Annotated in this window: 15 protein-coding genes; 12 read left to right on the top strand and 3 right to left on the bottom strand. The window is 29.7% G+C overall.

From position 1 onward, the window contains the following. Positions 1-13 precede the first annotated feature (13 nt). The 7 genes from T483_RS0100470 to T483_RS0100440 all read left to right on the top strand — a co-directional run bounded on the left by T483_RS0100470 (position 14) and on the right by T483_RS0100440 (position 10,217). Positions 14-889, top strand: coding sequence for a Cof-type HAD-IIB family hydrolase (locus T483_RS0100470; RefSeq protein ID WP_026885035.1), 876 nt, complete (start codon positions 14-16; stop codon positions 887-889). A gap of 17 nt (positions 890-906) precedes the next feature. Next, positions 907-2,367, top strand: a complete 1,461-nt coding sequence (locus T483_RS0100465; protein ID WP_026885034.1) for a glycoside hydrolase family 1 protein — start codon at positions 907-909, stop codon at positions 2,365-2,367. 324 nt (positions 2,368-2,691) lie between these two features. Next, positions 2,692-3,597 carry a metal ABC transporter solute-binding protein, Zn/Mn family gene (locus T483_RS0100460; RefSeq protein WP_026885033.1) on the top strand — a complete coding sequence of 302 codons (906 nt, stop codon included), beginning with the start codon at positions 2,692-2,694 and terminating at the stop codon, positions 3,595-3,597. 535 nt (positions 3,598-4,132) lie between these two features. Continuing rightward, the gene (locus tag T483_RS0100455) at positions 4,133-5,959 is read left to right on the top strand and encodes an LTA synthase family protein (RefSeq protein WP_026885032.1); all 1,827 of its coding nucleotides are present in this window, start codon (positions 4,133-4,135) and stop codon (positions 5,957-5,959) included. Between the two features lie 141 nt (positions 5,960-6,100). Next, positions 6,101-7,423 (top strand): transglycosylase SLT domain-containing protein, encoded by a 1,323-nt coding sequence (locus tag T483_RS0100450; protein ID WP_026885031.1) that lies wholly within the window; start codon positions 6,101-6,103, stop codon positions 7,421-7,423. Positions 7,424-7,489: 66 nt separating this feature from the next. Further along, the gene (locus tag T483_RS0100445) at positions 7,490-9,097 is read left to right on the top strand and encodes a GH25 family lysozyme (protein WP_026885030.1); all 1,608 of its coding nucleotides are present in this window, start codon (positions 7,490-7,492) and stop codon (positions 9,095-9,097) included. Positions 9,098-9,275: 178 nt separating this feature from the next. Continuing rightward, positions 9,276-10,217, top strand: a complete 942-nt coding sequence (locus tag T483_RS0100440; protein ID WP_026885029.1) for a polysaccharide deacetylase family protein — start codon at positions 9,276-9,278, stop codon at positions 10,215-10,217. A gap of 314 nt (positions 10,218-10,531) precedes the next feature. Here T483_RS0100440 and T483_RS0100435 read toward each other — a convergent pair whose 3' ends face one another. The 3 genes from T483_RS0100435 to T483_RS0100425 all read right to left on the bottom strand — a co-directional run bounded on the left by T483_RS0100435 (position 10,532) and on the right by T483_RS0100425 (position 14,296). Further along, on the bottom strand, positions 10,532-11,320 hold the full coding sequence (locus tag T483_RS0100435; RefSeq protein ID WP_026885028.1) for a TIGR03943 family putative permease subunit: 789 nt from the start codon (positions 11,318-11,320) through the stop codon (positions 10,532-10,534). A gap of 77 nt (positions 11,321-11,397) precedes the next feature. Continuing rightward, entirely contained in the window at positions 11,398-13,002 is a 1,605-nt protein-coding gene (locus tag T483_RS0100430; RefSeq protein WP_026885027.1) for a permease, read from the bottom strand. Between the two features lie 418 nt (positions 13,003-13,420). Continuing rightward, positions 13,421-14,296, bottom strand: coding sequence for an AraC family transcriptional regulator (locus T483_RS0100425; RefSeq protein ID WP_026885026.1), 876 nt, complete (start codon positions 14,294-14,296; stop codon positions 13,421-13,423). A 338-nt stretch (positions 14,297-14,634) separates the two neighbouring features. Between T483_RS0100425 and T483_RS0100420 the strand changes: the two genes are divergently transcribed. The 5 genes from T483_RS0100420 (at position 14,635) to T483_RS0100400 (ending at position 21,633) form a co-directional block, all read left to right on the top strand. Further along, positions 14,635-15,309, top strand: coding sequence for a GntR family transcriptional regulator (locus T483_RS0100420; protein WP_026885025.1), 675 nt, complete (start codon positions 14,635-14,637; stop codon positions 15,307-15,309). 172 nt (positions 15,310-15,481) lie between these two features. Then, positions 15,482-16,543, top strand: a complete 1,062-nt coding sequence (gene uxuA / locus T483_RS0100415) for a mannonate dehydratase (protein WP_026885024.1) — start codon at positions 15,482-15,484, stop codon at positions 16,541-16,543. A gap of 122 nt (positions 16,544-16,665) precedes the next feature. Further along, entirely contained in the window at positions 16,666-18,279 is a 1,614-nt protein-coding gene (locus T483_RS0100410; protein ID WP_026885023.1) for a mannitol dehydrogenase family protein, read from the top strand. 374 nt (positions 18,280-18,653) lie between these two features. Continuing rightward, complete coding sequence (gene uxaC / locus T483_RS0100405) at positions 18,654-20,054, top strand: glucuronate isomerase (protein WP_026885022.1); 1,401 nt, start codon at positions 18,654-18,656, stop codon at positions 20,052-20,054. A 49-nt stretch (positions 20,055-20,103) separates the two neighbouring features. After that, positions 20,104-21,633 (top strand): MFS transporter, encoded by a 1,530-nt coding sequence (locus T483_RS0100400; protein ID WP_026885021.1) that lies wholly within the window; start codon positions 20,104-20,106, stop codon positions 21,631-21,633. Positions 21,634-21,763 lie beyond the last annotated feature (130 nt).

Here is a 21,763-nt window from a genome sequence, read left to right as displayed (position 1 = left end):
GGAGTAGAAAAATATGATAAAATTTATTGTATCAGATATGGATGGAACATTACTTGGAAAAAATAATGATATACCCGAAGAAAATTTAAAGGCTATAAGAAAAGCAGAAGAAATGGGAGTAAAGTTCGTAATTGCTAGTGGAAGAATGTATGAAGATATTAAACCATTTCTTGATAGATATAATTTAAAGTGTGAATGTATAGTATTAAATGGTGCAGAATATAGGGATAAAGACGGAAATATATTAGAAGGAATTTATATGGACAAAAGTAAGCTTAAGGACATTTTAGAGATAATAAAAAGAGATGGTCTTAATGTGGAGATATACACGGATAAAGGATTATATACTATTAATACTAAAGAAGAATCTTTAAAAGGAAGTGTGCTTAGGGTCCAATATTTTCATCCAGAAGTTACAAATCATGACGAAATCCTTAAGATGGCAAAAGAAGAACAGCATTTTGTAATTTTAAAGTATATTGATAATATAGATGAATTTTTAAGTAGAAATATTAAAATAGGAAAAATTGAGTCTTATGGTGAATGTGCAGATAAGATTTTTAAATTAAAGGAAGAGCTTAAAACCATAGATGGGCTTGCAATTGCATCAAGTATTGCAATTAATTTAGAAATAAATAACATAGAAGCTCAAAAAGGAATTATATTATCTAAGATTTCAGATAAAAAAAGAGTAAAAAAAGAGGAAGTTGTTGTAATTGAAGATGGGTTTAACGATTATTCAATGTTTACTGAATTTCCTATATCTTTTGCTATGGAAAATGCAATCCCTGAGATAAAAGAAATAGCAAAATATATAACAGATGCAAATTATAATTCTGGAGTGGCTAAAGCTGTTTATAAAATTTTAAAATTGAAAACTGTAAATTGAAGAAAGTGGGTATAAAAATGCTAAATAATAAATTTCAAGGATTACCAAAAGATTTCTTATGGGGAGGAGCAACAGCGGCAAACCAATTTGAAGGTGGGTATAGAGAAGGCGGAAAAGGTCTTAGCACGTCAGATGTTATGACAGGTGGCACGCATACTACGCCAAGAAGAATAACTCCAGAATTAGAAGAGGGAACATATTATCCAAGTCATGAAGCAATAGATTTTTATCATCATTATAAGGAAGATATTAAGTTATTTGCTGAAATGGGATTTAAAACTTTTAGAATGTCAATAAACTGGACTAGAATTTTTCCGAATGGTGATGAGTTAGAACCCAATGAAGAAGGCTTAAAATTCTATGATAATGTTTTTGCAGAATTAAAAAAATACAACATTGAGCCATTAGTTACAATATCTCACTATGAAACACCTTTTGGTTTAACTAAAAAGTATAATGGGTGGGCAAGTAGAGAAATTATTGATTGTTATGTTAGATACTGCAACACAATATTTAATAGATATAAGGATGTCGTAAAATATTGGCTCACATTCAATGAAATAAATTGTTTAACAATGCCATTTGGTACATTTATGGGTGGCGGAATTTTATTGGATAAAGGTGGTGAACTTGAATTTAATAAAGAGATTGATGATAGTAGACAAATAAGATTTCAAGCTCTTCATCACCAATTCATTGCAAGCGCAAAAGTTGTTAAACTGGCACACGAAATTAATAAAGATTTCAAGGTAGGATGTATGATTGCATATATGACAACATATCCTTATACATGTAATCCGAAAGATGTACTTTTAGCTCAGGAAAGAGATAATTTGAATAATTTTTTATGTTCTGATGTTCAAGTAAGAGGAGCTTATCCTGGTTTTGCAAAGAGATTTTTTAGAGAGAATAATATAGAAATAAAGATGGAAGAAAATGATGAGCAAATTCTAAAGGAAGGTTGTGTAGATTTCTATACATTTAGTTATTATATGTCAAACTGTTCAAGCACAGATCCAGAATTAGAAAGAACATCTGGAAATATACTTGGAGGTGTAAAGAATCCATATCTTAAAGCAAGTGATTGGGGATGGCAAATTGACCCTAAAGGATTAAGATGGACATTAAATAATATTTATAATAGATATCAAATTCCTTTAATGGTTGTGGAAAATGGTTTAGGTGCTGTGGATAAAGTTGAAGAAGATGGATCAATTAATGATGGATATAGAATTGACTATTTAAAAGCACATATTGAAGAGATGAAGGAAGCTGTTAATGATGGAGTTGAATTAATAGGATATACTCCTTGGGGATGTATTGATTTAGTTAGTGCATCAACTGGAGAAATGAAAAAAAGATATGGATTTATTTATGTTAATAAAGATAATGATGGAAATGGAGACTTAAGTAGATCAAGAAAAAAGAGTTTTTATTGGTATAAGAAAGTAATAGAAAGTAATGGAGAAGAACTTTAATATAAACTATATTTAAATATAGAATTACTGAAATGAGCATAATACTTTTATTGTGGTTTCTAACGAAACATTTAATAAAAGTATTATGCTCAATTTTTTTATAAAACATATTACGGTAATTAGAAAGAAAGGCCTGATATTGATTTTAGAGGGATAAATTTTTTTATAATGAAAAATGTAATAACTAGTACCATATATGAAATGTAGCAAGATTTATAAAGAATAATAACTAATATCAGATTTTAGATATTATTGACATATTTAAATGTTAAGCGTAATATTATTAAATGCAAATGCAAATCGTATGCATGTGGAGGTGCAGATATGAAAAAGAAAATTATTTCAGGAATTTTAGCGCTACTAACTGGTGTTATGCTAATAGGTTGCGGAGCTAATACAAAAACTACGACTGAAAATACGAAAGACACAAAAGATGATAAATTAAAAATTACAGTTTCAATTTATCCATTAAAAGAGTTTACAGAAGAAATAGCTGGAGATAAGGCAGATGTTACTTGCTTAATTCCAAATAACGTGGAACCCCATGAATATGATCCGAAGGCTCAAGACCTTGAAGGATTAACTAAAAGTGATGCGTTTATCTATAATGGACTTGGAATGGAAAGTTGGATAGATAAGGTTAATGATGTAATTAAAGATAAAAATATACCTGTTGTAGATTCGAGTACAGGTGTAGAAGCTAGAAAAGAAGAAGATGCTATTGATCCTCATAGCTGGTTAAGTTTAAAAAATGCAGAAATACAATCTGAAAATATAAAAAATACTCTTGTGAAATTGGATGAGAAGAATAAGGATTATTACGAGGGAAACTACAGCAAATTCAAAGGTGAATTAGAAAATCTATATGGTGAATACAAACCTAAATTTGAAGCATTAAATAAAAAGAACTTTATAACAGGACATGCTGCTTTTGGATACTTATGTAGGGATTTTGGGTTAACACAGAAATCAGTAGAAAATTTATTTGCTGAAGGTGAACCGACACCCAAACAATTAGAAGACTTGGTTAGCTTTTGTAAAGAAAGTAATATAAAAACTGTTTTTTCAGAATCACTTGCAAGTCCTAAGGTTTCAGAAACTTTAGCAAAAGAAGTAGGTGCAAAAGTAGTACCAATATTAACATTAGAATCTAAAGAAGATGATAAGAGCTATTTGGAATCAATGAGATACAATTTAGATGAAATCTATGGATGCCTAAAAGATGAATAGAAGAGTTCTTTGTTCCAATCATCGAAAAACTAAATTTATTTCAATGGAGAAATTTTAATTGTGGAGTATTAGGAATATAAAAAAAGAAGGGACATGTTTGATATATTAATGTAGTTTATTTAAATTATAAGTTTTATTTTGGATAAAAGTATGCAATTTTGATGTAAATTAGGAATTTGCACAAGTAGCTTTTATCCTTTTTTTATCTTAATATGTAAATGATTCCGGGTTGATATTATATAGGTTCTAGTGTAATTTATTAATTATAAAGCTATTTAATCGCATTACTTGATATTTTAAGATAAACTTTGATTAATTAAGCCCTTAAGCGTCGATAAATTAAGGAAATTATCAAATATTTAATAATAATAAGTAATTTTAAACTTATGATAATTAGTAGTAATGATTTATAATTTAATTGAGATTCATATTTATATTAAAATATTGTAATTATCTTTTAATAAAATTATATTGGTAAAAGATAAAGTTTGAGTTATAATGTAGGAAGAAAAATGGATATTAATGGAGAATGAAAATGGAAACAAAAGAAAGAATGAAAAATTTAGTTCGAAAAAATTGGTTATTTATATTTATGGTAGCAATGTTACAAGCTAAATCAACATTGCTATTATCTATGCTAAGGACACCAGACTCATCAAGTATAAGTTTAGGAAGTGCTTATTTTGATAGTCCAGTACTTTGGGTGCATATTGCAATAATAGTATTGATATGCAGTCCAATATTTCTTTTTAAAGAAAGGGGGAGGCTTAGTGCTGCCTTAATAATAGATATTTTAGTGACAATCCTTTTTGTTGCAGATATCTGGTATTATCGTTCAAATGAAACTTTTTTATCTATAAGACATTTAATGCATACTGAGATATTTAATCCGGAAGGCAAATATTTATTTAATTTTAGAATAGTGGATTTAGTATTTAGTATTGACTTTATAATGCTCTTCTTAATACATAAGTTTATTAAAGTTAAAGAAGCAAATGAAAGTCAAGCATATTTTAGGGTAGCAAAGACAATGTATGTATTTATCGCAAGTGCACTTGTTATATGGCTTGGTTATTACACAGTAGATGTTAAACAAATGGATCAAGGGAAAAATGTATTTAGATTGTCTTGGGCGCCATTTCAGACTTTTGGAGATATGAGCCCACTTGGATATCATGGTTTTGATATTGAGTTCTATAAAAATAAAAATAAGACTTTAACAGATGAAGATAAAAAAGAAATAGAAGATTGGTTTAGTGCTAATAAAGAAGATTTACCTGATAATAGTTACAAGGGAGTGTTTAAAGGGAAAAATGTAATTGCACTACAGGTGGAGTCTCTGGAGAACTTTGTCATTAATCAAAAAGTGTATGGAAAAGAAATAACACCAAATTTAAATAAGTTATTGTCAAATAGCTTGTATTTTAATAATATACGTGAACAAAATAATTCGGGAACAAGTTCAGATTGTGATTTGATGGTTAATGCATCAGTACTTCCTATAAGAGAAGGCACTACAGTATATTCTTATCCTTGGAGTCAATATAATACACTTCAAAATATTTTAGAAGGTAAAGGATATTCTACACTTTCTACTCATGCAGAACCACCTGGAAATTGGAATTGGACAGAAATGCATAAAAGCTATGGGGCAGATCAAATATTAGATGTAGGAAAGTTTAATCAAGATGAAATTATAGGCTTGGGACTTTCAGATGAATCATATTTAAAGCAAGTAGCTCAAAAGTTAAAAGATGAAAAACAACCTTATTATGCATTTATGACTACGTTGACAAGTCACGGCCCTTTTGAGATCCCAGAAGATAAAAAATATTTAAACCTACCTAAGGAACTTGATGATAATATGTTAGGAAAATATTTTCAATCTGTAAGATATACTGATGAGGCTATCGGAAAGTTTATAGCAGAATTAGATAAGGAAGGTTTATTGGATAATACGGTAGTTATGATTTACGGTGACCATTGCGGTGTTCATAAGTTTTATGAACAAGATATGGAAAATGCACCTTTAGATGGAGACTGGTGGAAGGATAATCAAAGAAAGATTCCTTATATTATTTACTCAAAGAACTCAAAACCAGAAGTTATATCAACAGCTGGTGGGCAAACAGATTTTAAACCGACAATATTATACTTGCTTGGTGAGGATAGAAGTGAATTTGAGAATAATTCAATAGGAAGAGTATTAGTAAATACGAATAGAGATGCTACAATTTTAAATGAAGGTCAAATTGTAGGAAACCCAAAAGATGAAAAAGAAGTAAAGCATCTAAAAGATGAATTCAAAGTTTCAGAAGCCATTATTGAAAAGAATTACTTTAAAAATAATAAAGAACATTAAAAAACTATAAAACACATAATTAATACTGATTTTTAGTGATAAATTTTAAATAGGAAATTTAGCTTTTTAAAATCAGTATTAGTTATTTAGTCTAATAACATTTTTTATTAATAATAAGTTAAAAGGAAGTGATGGGTTACTTTGAATATTAAAAATAGGCTTGCAGTTTTATCAGCATTAATTGCACTAAGCTTTATTCCAACATTAAATGTACAAGCAGATGTTACTGATACAAATATATCATCAAGCATCGGTTGGAAAGACGAAAATGGCTCTTGGTATTATTATAAGTCTGACAACACAAAAGCAATTGGATGGATTAAACCGGATAATAGCTGGTATCATTTAGATGAAGATAGTGGTAAAATGACAACTGGATGGTTAGAGGATAAAGGAAACTGGTACTATATGGATGAAACTGGGATCATGGTAAAAGGATGGAAACAGTTAAATGGGGACTGGTATTTTTTAACTGATTCTGGTGCTAGGGCAACTGGGATTCAGCAGGATAATTCTAATTTGTATTATTTCAAAGATTCAGGGGTTATGGCTACAAATACTGGATGGACTAAGATAAATGATAAATGGTACTATTTTGATAAAGATGGAAAAATACATACTGGATGGATTGAGAATAATGATAAGTGGTATTACTCAAACGATGATGGAAGTATGGTGACTGGTACTGATAAAATAGGCAATACAACATATGTATTTAGTGATACTGGCGAGATGGAATTTGGATGGGTTAATGTGAACAATAACTGGTATTATTTCAATACTGATAGAAGTGTTGCGACAGGTTGGATAAATCTTGATGGAGCATGGTATTACCTAAATGATAATGGATCAATGGCAACAGGATGGGTTACATCAAATGGAAGTGATTATTACTATTTAGATCCTACTTCAGGAAAAATGCTAACGGATACTACCATAGATGGATATAAGATTGGATCAGATGGAAAAAGATATAAGCCATTTAATACAATTCCTTTAAGCACTAGCTCGAAGGGGGCAGGTGATACTATGAAAAAAATATATAACTCGGTAAATGATTCGGCAAATAAATATGGACTAGATTCAAAATTGATACTAGCTATAATTAAAGCAGAGTCGGATTTTGATCCCAAAGCAACGTCAAGCTCAGGCGCTACTGGATTGATGCAGATTATGCCTCAGAATTATACATATCTTGGAATGACTGACGGATATGATATAGAGCAAAATATCGATGGGGGGTCAAAATTACTAAAAGAATATCTAAACCAATTTAATGGTGATGTAAAAATAGCAATAGCAGCTTATAATGCTGGACCACAAAATGTAAAAAAAGATGGAGTCTTATCAGATGATGATTTATGTAAGATGTCACAAGGGGTTCAGGATTATGTTAAGAGAGTAATGCAATATTACAGGGATGAAAGCATTGCTATAGATGGAAAGAATCTTATAGACACATAAAATTAATTTCGTAATCAATTTAATCATATTTTAGTTAAAAAATAAAAAAGGGAGTGACAGGTTGTTTTGAATATTAAAAAGAGACTTACAATATTATCTGTATTAATGGTACTAATTTTAATTCCAGGATTAAATGTACAAGCTGCAACTAGTGATACTAATATAACCTCTAATATTGGTTGGAAGAATGAGGATGGAGTTTGGTATTATTACAAGTCGGATCATACAAAAGCGATTGGATGGGTTAAGCCAGATAAGAATTGGTACTATTTAAATGAAGATGACGGCAAAATGAAAACTGGATGGGTAAAAGACAAAGGTAACTGGTATTACATGGATGAAAGTGGAGCTATGGTAAAGGGATGGAAACAGTTAGATGGCGATTGGTATTTCTTAACTGATTCAGGCGCTATGGCAACTGGAATTCAGAATGATGGTTCAAATTTGTACTATTTCAAAGATTCAGGAGTCATGGCAACCAATAGTGGATGGAATAAAATAAATGATAAATGGTACTACTTTGATAAGGGTGGAAAAATTCATATTGGATGGATTAAGAATAATAGTAAATGGTACTATTTGAAGAATGATGGAAGTATGGTAACTGGTATTAATAAGATAGATGGTACAACATACAAATTTACTGATAACGGTGATATGGAAACTGGCTGGATTACTATAAATAATAGCTGGTATTACTTTAATAATGATGGAAGCATGGCAACAGGATGGGCTTATCTTAATGGAGCTTGGTATTACTTAGACAAAGATACAGGGAAAATGCTTACTAACACTACTAAAGATGGGTATAAGATTGGATCTGATGGTAAGAGGTATGAAGATTCAAGTCAAAATACGTCTGGGCCAAGTGGTAGCGGAAGCACTTCAGGGCAAGGTTCTTCTGGATCAAGTAGTAGTGGAAGCACTTCAGGTCAGGGTTCTTCTGGATCAAGTAGTGGTGGAAGCACCTCGGGTCAAAGTACTTCTGGATCAAGTAGCAGTGGAAGCACTTCAGGTCAGAATACTTCTGGTTCAAGCAGTAGTGGAAGCACTTCGGGTCAAAGTTCTTCTGGATCAAGCAGTAGTGGGAACACTTTAAGCAAATATTATGGTATAGATATTAGTAATTATGATGGGTACATAAATTTTAATTCAGTAAAATCAAGTGGAGTTCAATTAGTGTACATAAAAGCAACTGAAGGTACAACATTCATAGATCCATATTTACAGGCTAATTATAATGGAGCTTCGACTGCTGGATTAAAGGTAGGTTTCTATCACTTTTTAGTTGGAACAAGTGCTCCAGAAACTCAAGCTGATAATTTTTACAATAATATAAAGGATAAAAAAAATGATTTAAAACCAATGTTAGATATAGAATCGGCGGGATTTGATGTTATGGATTATGCTTTAAGATTTATAGCTGAATTCAAGAAAGTGAGTAATATGGATATAGGTATATACACATATAGTAGCTTCATTAGCAATCTAGACGGCAGATTATCTAACTATCCTTTATGGGAAGCAAATTATAATAATACTCCATTTCAAAACCTGCCAACAAATAAAATATGGTTTTCAAGAGTTGGACATCAATATAGTGAGACAGGATTTGTTAATGGAATAAACCATGATGTTGATTTAGATGAATTTACACAAGGAGTTTTTAAATAATTAGCTACAAATACTCAGTATATATGTTGCAATAGTATACTTAACCTTAAAAGTTCTAATAAGACGAATAGTTAATTAAGGTAAATTATAGAATTCAATTGCAACATATACTTAATATGCTGCTATCTAATAAAAAACTATTAAGACACACATAGATAAGACATAAGAGGGATGAAAAATGAAGTATAACAATAGGAATAACCCAAATAAAAACATTAAAGTAGCAAAGATCACAATTCTATTTATTATTATTTCCATATTGGTTATAACAGTAGGTAACATAGTAATGCAAAGATTTTCAAATAATACAAAAACTGTACAAGCACTTGATGGTAACCAGAATGCAAAATCTGAATCAAGTGATAATCAGAGTAAAAGTGAAACGGATAGTGACGAACTTAAATCAGAAAGTAATTCAGAAGTAGAAAACTCAGCATTTGTAGAAAAATATTTAAACCAACAAATGAAAGGACAAAGGCCTGATGGAGCTGATGGCAAGAAAGTTGTTTATTTGACTTTTGATGATGGGCCATCAGAAACAGTCACCCCACAGATATTAGATATTCTTAAGAAAGAAGATGTACATGCAACTTTCTTCCTTATAGGAAAATATATAGATAAAGATCAGGGAAGCAAAGATTTAGTAAAAAGAGAGTTTGATGAAGGTAATTCAATAGGTAATCATACTTATTCGCATGATTATAACTACTTATATCCAAATGGAAAAATAAATTTGGAGAATTGTATGTCCGATTTTGAGAAAACAAATCAATCTTTGAAAAATATTTTAGGACAAGATTTTTCAACAAGAGCTGTTAGATTTCCAGGAGGACAAATGACTTGGGATAAGAAGGATCCGTCAGGAGCAGAAGCTATGGACAAAGCATTGCATGACAAGGACTATCATCAAATTGATTGGAATTCGTTATCTGGAGATGCAGAAGGTGCGCCTAAAAAAGCAGAACAGTTAAAACAAGAAGTTATAAAAACTGTGGCAAACAGGGAAAAAGCAATAATATTAATGCATGATACGTACGGAAAAGAAGAAACAGCAAAAGCCTTGCCAGAAATAATAGAGTATCTAAAGGGACAAGGATATGAATTTAAAATTATAAAATAACTATTAGGTATATGAAAGAAAATAACAAGTCCAAAATGCCATGATTATTTTTCATTAGGCGAAGAAGTAGATTGACCTCATAGCGAGTCAAGTTTCCTCTATAATGGAAAACAGGATTGTCAGATGGGCTTGTTATTTTTTTGATTATGCATTGTATGACTATGCTAATTCTAAGTTAATGTTTATATAGCTCTTTGTGCTAATAAAACACTAAATGAAAGTAGCATAGTCTATTTTTTATATAAAGATAATTTTTCAATAGTCTCATTAATGGTACAGTTTATGATATATTTAATTTAGAGAGTTAAGGATTTCTAAAATGGATATAAGTATTCAGTTTTTGGATTAGGATCTTTTTCTATATGTTCGACTACTATAACTGGGTTCACTGCATACTTAACTGTTTCAGTTTTAAGTTTGCCCCTTATTTTTACCCATGTATCCTTACTGTATATTTCTTGATTATTACTATCACATTTAATTCCTACAACTTGTAAATCAGCTGCACAACATGCCATTACAAATCTACCTATTATGAATTCATTATCGTTAAGGGTTGTGTCTTTATAAACAAATCCTGTTATTTCTATTTCTTGTCCATCATAGTTATTTGCGTTCTCTGTGAGTTCATCAAAGGAGTGCAGAAAATTGTTGATATCTATTTCTATAACATTATCTTTGATATATAAATCATCATCATATTTACCCTGTTCGACACTGTTAATCTTTTGGTTTGAGGAATTAGGATTAGAATTGTCATAAGTTAAATTAGTGCTTGATAATCCGCTAAAATTTCCACATATATCATCAGCTTTCATTGAAGAATTTGCACTAGTACTTTGCATGAAAAATACCATAACTAAGGGAATGATGAAGATTACATAATTTCTTAACTTGATATTCTTCTTTTTGGTGCGACGACTGTCTGTAATTAGAAATATCGCGATTGCAAACATTGCTAGCATTCCCAAAATAGCAAATGGAATAATTCTTGGATGTACATACATTATTATTTCATTATTCTTAATTATCTTAAAGTAAAATATTCCGAAACATAGCAATATCAGTATTTTAATAATTATATCTGAACTAATTCTTTTCATATGCTACCTCTTTCAATTAATTTATCTATAATAGCTATAAAATATATGATAATATATTGAGCTATTTTTCAATATCATCAAGTCAATTTGCAGTTAATCAAAATGCTAAATGATACTAAAATAATAGTAAATATTAATTTTAATACAAATTTCTTTTTAAAGCTTCCAAAAAGCATCATTGTATTTTTTACATCTAACATGGGTCCAACTACTAAAAATCCCAATATAGAGTTTATAGGAAATATTTTTAAAAAGCCCTTGGCAACAAATGCATCTGACGTTGAACAAACTGAAAGTAAAAAAGATAATAAAATCATTATCAGAAGAGAAATTCTACTATCATTATAAATGTAAATATTACCATTTATAAATACCATACTTTGAAAAATACTAGATAAAAAAGTTCCAATAATCATATATTTACCTATATTAAAAAACTCATCTCCTGCATGAGCGAATATTGCTTTGATTTTTTGTAGCTTACTTTTTGAATAATCATGTTTATCATCACAAAAACCGCAATCACATACATCTATATCAGAATTATTTTTTAAAATTTCTTCATCCTTCTTAGTAGTAAACTGCATAATTAAACCTACTAAAACAGAGATTAATATTCCAGCAGCTAACCTGTAAATTACGACAGATACCATACCTGGAAAAGCATATAGAGTTGCAATAATTGCTATTGGATTTACAATTGGCGCTGCAAGCATAAAAGTAATTCCTGCTGATATAGGAATATTCTTTTTCATAAGCCCTTTGACCACAGGGATTGTCCCACAATCACATATTGGAAATAATAAACCTGAAAAAGCTGCAATTACACAAGATAAAAAACTATTTTTTGAAAATAGTTTAATAAATGTATCTCTTGATATACAAATTTGAATTATTGAAGATACAAAACTCCCAATAAGAATGAAGGGAAAACCTTGAATTAATATGCTTATAAATACATCATAAAATTTTTTGAATATATCTAAATACGCACTTGATATTTTAATATTTAATGTTGACATAGTAATCAAAAAAATGAGTAAAAATAGTACAAAACCTGAATATAAAAAAGTATTAAAGAATTGAAGACTACACCTTTTAGTTTTCACATATTCTTTTTTATTTGATATTTCATCATCTGTTATGCATACATGTCTTAGTATATCAGTAGTCTCATTAATATTTTCAATTTCTTTTTGTATGTTTAAAAGTTCTTTTTTATCTAACTCGTCTACATTGTTTAAAATTATAGTTTCACTATTAAAAATATGAGTACTAATAATACTTTTCATATTTCTGAAATACATATTAAAGCTTGTTGTATCAATAGTATTTATTATGTTATCAATTCTACATATCCTCTTTATCTTTTTTGCATCAAATATATTAATTATGTTAGTAGAATCTTTCATACCGTTGATTTCGATAAAAATCCTATTCGGAGCATGTTTACTTACGATTTCAGTTATATAATTTTCATTAATTTCTTTATTTTTATCAACCTTAATTACTACAATTTGGTTTTGATTATTCAAATTATCCTGTATTTCACAGTCTCCAAATTCATCTTGAATAACAACAATAGTTCCATTTTGTGATTTTTCTCTTTTTAGCATAGAATTTATAAAACTCGTTTTTCCAGAGCCAAGAAATCCAATAACTATTTCTACATTTGCTTTCATATTTTCACCTCAAAAAAGCCTATTCAAATTATTTACAAATTTTTTATTTTAACAAGTTTTGGTGTGCATTTAAATAAATTATATATAGCTACATAGAAAATTACAAGAATGGTACTTATGTATACTATTCTTGTAATAAATTATTAATAATGAGTTTGAACATCGTGCATTTAAAATTTATTAATTAAAAAATTAAGTAAAATCCTTAATGTATTTCGTTGATGTAAATATGTTGCAATTAGTTCTATATATTATATGCCTTGTCCAGTTATTTTCTAATCATATAAATTTTTAGCATAGTTTTGTTATTGAAACAGATATATTTGATGAATTTTAATATGTTATTTTCATATTTAAATAGAAAAGCTATTTAAATATTCATTATAAAACTTATATATTATAGAACTCCTAATATTTATTATTTCTTTAAATTAGATTCAACCATAAGTTCATAGAATTGTTTAGGAGAAATGTTGTATTCATTCTTGAAGGCTCTAAAAAAATTTGAGTAATCACCAAATCCAGATTGTTTGTAAACACTATTTATTGGGTGATTTTTAAGAATTAATTCTTTAGCTTCGATTAATTTTTTCTGCACAATATACTTATGGATTGTAGTCCCCGTATACTTTTTGAATTCTCTAGACAAATGAAATTTGCTAAGATAAAATTCCTTAGAAAGCTCGTCAATGGTAAGTTCTTCATTAATATGATTATTAATATATTCAACTATTCCATCAATTAGGCTACTCTTTGTCACATCAATGTCAAAATCAGAACTATGACTTAAAACAAGATTATTTAAATGTATTACAAGTTCAATAATATAGGCTTTATATAACAAATCTTTGCCTAAACCTTTATAGTTTTCAAGTTCAAGTAGTTTGCTAAGTTGTGCCCTTACGTTTTGCTGAATTTGAAAATCAGCTCTTATAACATTTGTTTTCTCTACGTTTTCAAAGCACTGGGTAAGATCAGTTTCAGGTGTTGATAATTCACGTAAAAAAGACTTATTTATCCAGAGGACAATACGCTCATAGGGGGCCCTCATGCTATTAATAACCGCCCGGTGTAGTTCTCTTGTATTAATTAACACGATGTCACCTGATTTTAGATTGTATGACTTTCCTTCTATTAAATAAGTAACATCTCCAGAAAGGTATAGATAAAACTCATAAAAGTCATGATTGTGTAGGTATTGAAATGGTACATCAGTATTTAAGAAGTGAAAGATTTCATAGTCACTGGAAAGCATATGTTTGCGTGTGAAAAATTCGTGTATTTTTCTTTTCATTGATACCACCTCTTTGATGAATTGTATAAATTGCGATAAACTTACTGAATTATTAAATAGTTAAACGTTTTAAATTGCGAAAGAGACTATTTATATAAGTAATTTTTAATAAAACTGAGATACATTATGTTTTACTACAGCAATTTTTGCAAGTTTTGAAGCAATTAAAACATATTTTTTATATATTTATATAGCTATAATTTAATCATAGCAATTATGGAAAAGCAAGTGAAAAAATTTACTATACAACTCTTTGTAAACGATTCTTAAACAGCAAGACTATACTCACAATTACCATACAAGTATGGTAAAGCACACCAATGGGAGAGAATATAAGTATGACTTTTAAAATAAGCAAAAATTCTACAAGTAAGGCTATATATCATAATCTCAGAGAAGAAATTATTAATCTATATCTTGAGCCGGGTACAAGCATTTCTGAAAAAGAACTTTCTGAAAAATATAATGTAAGCAGAACTCCAGTCAGAGAAGCTCTTGTCCGTTTAGCTCAAGAAGGCTTAGTACAAATTTATCCTCAAAAAGGTACAGTTGTTTCATTAATTGATTTATCTGCTGTTGAAGAAGAAAGATTTTTACGTGAGCATTTAGAAAGAGCTGTAGTAAAAGAAGCCAGTATGGAGTTTCCAAAGGAAAATATATTAGCTTTGGAAATGAATTTAAAGTTTCAAAAAATGTATATAGAAAATAACGACTATAAAAAATTATTTAATACAGATGAGGAATTTCACAAGATAATTTTTGAAGGATGTAGCAAAAAGAGGATATGGAATAGTATTAATGATGGAAGTACCGAATTTCAAAGAATTCGTGTATTAAGATTAACAGTTAATTCTAGTTGGGATAATATTTATCTACAACATAAAGAAATATTTAATGCTATAAAAAATAAAAATCCAGAGTTGGCAGAAGAATTCATGAAGAAGCATTTAAATATGGTCATCTTTGATAAAACACAAGTAAGAGAAAGTTATCCTAATTATTTCAAAGATTAGGGTTATATAACACACTTAAAAATTAGATGATATAAAATCATTTGATATCAAAATGAATTTTCAATTTAGGGAGGTGAGGCCCATATAGAGCATTCAATTTAAACTCTTTATACGCTGACAAAAAACTATACGATAAAACCAAATTAGATAAAATGACAGGAGGTATATTATTATGAAAATGGGTTTCAGATGGTATGGTGAAGGTAACGATACCGTAACACTTGAGCAAATTAAACAGATTCCCGGTGTAGAAACGATTGTTTGGGCTCTTCATGATATGGCAGCTGGTAATGAATGGCCTATGGAAAAAATTCTTGAAGTAAAAAAATCAGCTGATAAATATGGATTTAATTTAGATGTTGTTGAAAGCGTTAATGTTCATGAGGACATTAAATTAGGACTTCCAACTAGAGATAAGTACATTGAAAATTATAAAAAGACAATAGAAAAGTTAGCTAAGGTTGGTGTAAAAGTAATTTGTTATAACTTTATGCCAGTATTCGATTGGTTAAGAACAGAATTGTATAAAAAAGCAGAAGATGGTTCAACAGCTCTTTTCTATGAAAAGGCAAGAATTACTGATATAGATCCAATGGAATTGGTTAATAAGATAGCATCAAATCCAGATCTTACAATGCCAGGTTGGGAGCCAGAAAGATTAAAGAATTTAACACAGCTTTTTGAAGCATATAAAAATGTAACAGAAGAGGATTTATGGAATAATTTAAAATATTTCTTAGAGCAAATTATTCCAGTAGCAGAAATCAATGATATTAAGATGGCAGTTCATCCGGATGATCCACCTTGGTCAATATTTGGTTTACCAAGGATAGTTAAAAGTAGAAATGACTTAGCGAGATTATTAAAGCTTGTTGATAGTCCATATAACTGTCTTACTCTTTGCAGCGGTGCCATAGGTTCAAATCCTAATAATGACGTACCAGCAATGATAAGAGAATTTGGAAACAGAATCGCTTTTGCTCATATTAGAAATGTAAAGATTTATGAGAATGGTGACTTTATTGAAACTTCTCACAGAACTTGTGATGGTTCATTAGATATATGTGACATAGTAAAAGCTTACCATGAATTTGGATTTACTGGATATGCAAGACCAGATCATGGAAGACATATATGGAATGAGAAGTGTAGACCAGGTTATGGACTTTATGATAGAGCTCTTGGAATTATGTATATATGGGGAATATGGGATACACTACAAAGAAATAAATAGGGCTTAGGAATAAACAAAATTAGAGATTAAAATAAAATATTGGATTTATTAATCCTAAGATATAAAAGATAATTAAAATTGGTAATGCCATTAATAATAGTTTTAAAGAGGTGAAAATAGGAATGAGTAATGCCAAATTAGTACTAAGCAAGGAAAGTATTAAAAACAGCGAGTTATGGGAAAGTGCTGGAATAGAACTTCCAAAGTTTGATCATGATAAGATGTCAACTTCAACCAAGGAAAATCCTACATGGGTTCATTTTGGAGCAGGAAATATATTTAGAGGATTTATAGCAATGCTGCAACAAGAACTTTTAAACAATAAAAAAGTAAATGGGGGTATTGTTGCTGTAGAAGGATATGACTATGAAATAATAGATAAAATTTATGAGCCTCATGATGATTTAAGTTTGCTAGTAATTATGAAACCAGATGGAAGCTTGGAGAAAAAGGTTGTAGGAAGCATAGGAGAAAGCCTAGCTTGTGACTATTCAAGGGGACAAGATTGGAATAGATTGAAAGATATATTTTCAAATCCAGCATTACAAATAGCAAGTTTTACGATAACTGAAAAAGGTTATAGCGTAAAAAATCTATCTAAAGAGGATATAACAGATGGATTAGAACATCCTGTAAGTATTATTGCTAAAGCTGCTTCCTTAGCATATGTGAGATATAAGAATGGACAACTTCCAATAGCTTTTGCAAGTATGGATAATTGTTCAAAAAATGGTGAAAAGCTTCATGATGCAATGGAAACAATAATAAAGAAATGGACTGAAAATGGATTAGTTGATAAAGGTTTTCTACGATATATCAATGATGATAAAAAAGTATCATTCCCTTGGAGTATGATAGATAAAATTACACCTAGACCATCTCAAAGTGTTAAAGATACTTTAGGAGCAAACGGCTTTGACAGCACTGAGATTATATGTACTAACAAGAATACTTATATTGCACCTTTTGTAAATGCAGAAGGACCTCAATATCTTGTTATAGAAGATGATTTCCCAAATGGACGAATGGCATTAGAAGAGGCTGGAGTATTCTTGACAAATAGGGAAACAGTTGAGAGAGTCGAAAAAATGAAAGTTTGTACTTGTTTAAATCCGCTGCACACTTCATTAGCTGTTTTTGGATGTTTACTTGGCTTTAATTTAATCGCAGATGAAATGAAAGATCCAGCTTTAAAGAAGTTAGTTGAAAAGATTGGATATGAAGAAGGCATGCCAGTTGTGGTAAACCCAGGGATATTAAATCCAGAAGATTTCATTAAAGAGGTAGTTGAAGTTAGACTTCCAAATCCATATATACCTGATACACCTCAAAGAATTGCATCAGACACATCTCAAAAGGTTGGCATAAGATTTGGAGAAACAATCAAAGCATACAGAGATCGAGAAGATTTAGATCCTAAGAAGCTTAAATATATTCCACTTGTTATTGCAGGATGGTGCAGATATTTAATGGGAATAGGTGATGATGGTAGCGTGATGGAGTTAAGTCCAGATCCGTTATTAGATGAACTAAAGAAATATGTGGCTAATATAAAATTGGGCACTAAAGAACCATTAGGAGATACTCTAAAACCAATACTGATAGATGAAGAAATTTTTGGTGTAGATCTATATGCTATAGGATTAGGAGAAAAAATCGAAGGTTACTTCAATGAGATGATTTCTGGAGCTAATGCTGTTAGAGCAACTTTAGAAAAGTATTTGGAATGCAGATAGTTTATGGTGAAATTAATATATATAAAAAATAACATTTTTATCATTCCAGTTTATTATATTCTGGCAAATAATATAAACAAAAAATGATAAAAATGCTAAGAAAATTATTAAGAAATATATTATAACACAAATTGTACTAACTAACAATCTTGCCTAGATTATGGATAGTTTAGAGAAATATTAAATTTGAGAACATAATCTAAGTAATGAAAATGTACAAAAATCAGTGTGAAAGAAAACGTTATAGTAAGGCATTGAATATATATATTATAGATTACGATAATGAACTTTAATTATCAGAGTTTTGCTGTTAAAGAAAATGCATTCAATGCTTTACAAATATTAAATTTTTATTTGAAAGTAGGATGATGAACTTGAGAAATTTCATGGATGAGAATTTCTTATTATCTAATAAAACAGCTATAGAGTTATATCATAATTATGCAAAGGATATGCCTATTATTGATTATCATTGCCATATTGATCCAAAAGAAATATATGAAAATAAAAAGTTTAATAACATAACTGAAGTATGGTTGTATGGAGATCACTACAAATGGAGAGCAATGAGATGTAATGGTATAGATGAAAAATATATAACAGGAGATACAAGTGATTATGATAAATTTTTAGCTTGGTCAAAAACTATACCTATGTCTATAGGAAATCCTCTTTATCATTGGACACACTTAGAACTTCAAAGATTCTTTGGAATATATGAATCCCTTGATGAAGATACCGCTCCATCAATTTGGAAGAAAGCAAACGAGCTGTTGAGTGTAGATGGATTTAGTGCAAGAGATTTGATTTTAAAATCTAATGTTGAAACAATATGTACAACAGATGATCCTACTGATACACTGGAATATCATATAAAGCTTAAGGAAGATTCGAGTTTCAATGTAAATGTTTTACCAACATTCAGACCAGATAAAGGAATAGAAATAAATTTAGATGGATTTGCCTCATGGGTAAAAAAATTAGAAGAAATATCTGAAATATCTATTAATAATTATGATGAATTTCTAAATGCAATGGATTCAAGAGTGAGATTTTTCCATTCAGTTGGATGCAGAATAGCAGATCATGGTATAGACGGTGTGGTAGTTTATGAGGAAACAACTAAAGAAGAAGCAGCAGTATTTGCTAAAACTTTGGAAGGTAAAGTTATAAGTCAAGATGAAGAAAAGAAGTACAAAACTTATACATTAAGACATGTATTTAAACTTTATCATAAACTTGGATGGGCTATGCAGCTTCATATAGCTGCACTAAGAAATAATAATAATAGAATGTTCAAAAAAATAGGACCTAATACAGGATTGGATTCAATTAATGATGAGAGCATAGCGTACCCATTGTCTAGACTTTTAGATTCTGTAGATAAGGAAAATTCCCTTCCTAAAACAATTTTATATACGTTGAATCCAAAGGATAATTATGTTCTTGGAGCTATGACAGGAAATTTTCAGGGCGATGGAATTCCAGGGAAAATGCAATTCGGTGCAGCTTGGTGGTTTAATGATAATAAAGATGGAATGATTGAGCAGATGAAAGCATTAGCCAACCTTGGCACATTCGGACGTTTTATTGGAATGTTAACTGATTCTAGAAGCTTCTTATCATATACAAGACATGAGTATTTTAGAAGAATTGCCTGCAATTTAATTGGAGAATGGGTTGAAAACGGTGAAGTACCAGCAAATATGAAATTACTAAAGAGAATTGTTGAAGGTATATGTTACAACAATGCAAAGGAATATTTCAATATTTAGATAGAAGATTAATTATTAAAAATATTAATTAAAGAAAGAGGTAGATTATATGTCTAGAAAAGATAAAAAGATTACTTTACCTACATGCATTGGATATGGATTAGTTGATATAATGGGCGGCGGAGCCTTTACAATAATTGGAGCTTTTTTATTGTTTTTCTATACAACTTATTGTGGACTTACACCTATCCAAGGTGCTTCCATTGTCGCTGTTGCGCGTTTTGTTGATGCAATTGCCAGCTTGTTCATAGGCAGTATATCTGATAATTTCTATAAAACTAAGCTTGGGAAAATATTTGGAAGACGTCGTTTCTTCTTATTAATCGGGGCACCATTAATGGCAATATACGTGCTAATATGGGCAATAGGAATGAATTACTGGTTTTATTTAAGTTGTTATTTCCTATTTGAAATAGTTGCAGCTATGGTATTAATACCATGGGAGACATTACCAACTGAAATGACAACAAATTACTCTGATAGAACCAAAATTTCCACTTGTAGATTGGTTATTTCTTCTTTAGGTCAGTTCTTAGGGACTTTTGTTCCTGCACAATTAATTGGACACTTTGGTCAAAAAAACCCTTATGCATATTTTTATAATGGATTATTTTTTGCGATATTATATGCAGTTTGTATACTTATAACATATAAAGTGACTTGGGAAAGAGAAATTACACCAGCGATGGAGCAAGAATTATTAGTTGCATCTCAATCTAAAGGGAATAAAAATTTTAGTGATTACTTAAAAGTGCTTGGTGAATATGCATCTACATTTAAGCTAAAAAGTTTCAGAAAACATTTAGGACTTTATTTGTTATCCTTTACAGCTGGAGATATATTTAATGCGGTATTTTTATTTTTCTGTGTTTACAATTTAAAAGTTTCGTCATCTTTTGGTGCATATTTGCTTTCGTTTAGTATTATCGGCATACCAGGAACAATTATAGGTGGAATTTTATTTTTGAAGCTTGGACCTACTAAATTGTACAAGATTACTTATACGTTTATGATATTAAGTGTATTAGCATATTATGGTGTTTATTTAGTTGATCCTGCAGCTAAGACTGCTATTTTACTTGGAATTTCTATAGTTTATTTCGCATTTAGATCTTTGGCAGTTTTAACTCCTTGGACTGTGTTCCCATTTATTCCTGATGTTGATGAAATTATTTCAATGAAAAGAAGAGAGGGACTTTTTGCAGCGGTTATGACTTTTACTAGAAAGAGTACTGTAGCACTTGCTACATTTCTAATTGGAGTTGTGTTGCAAGTGGGTGGATTTGTTAAAGGACAAGATGTTCAATCACCTCAAACAGTACAGATTATTGGATATGTTTTGCTTATTGGATGCGTTGGTTTGTTTGCATTATCATTAATTCTTGCATTTACTTTCAAACTTAATAAAGAAACTCATCAAATATTAATAGATGAAGTTGAACGCTTAAAAAATGGTGGTTCTAAAGATGATGTTGACTCAAAAACAAAAGAAGTTGTTGAAAGTCTTACTGGTTACAAATATCAGGATGTTTGGAAACAGAATTTTTTACAAGATAATTTAGCCAACAGTATTAATTAAGCTTTTTAGCTAAATTGTTTATAACTTTTGTATTATTTAGATAGATATAGGTTGTTAAATAACTAGCTTTTGACAGTTATCAAAAAAGTTTATTAATTAACAACCTATGTATAAGAAAAATTATAGGAGG

It is taken from the genome of Clostridium beijerinckii HUN142, assembly GCF_000621745.1.
Taxonomy (GTDB): Bacteria; Bacillota; Clostridia; order Clostridiales; family Clostridiaceae; genus Clostridium; species Clostridium beijerinckii_A.
The sequence above is the reverse complement of the archived record's forward strand: the minus strand, read 5'-3'. Positions and strand labels throughout refer to the sequence as shown.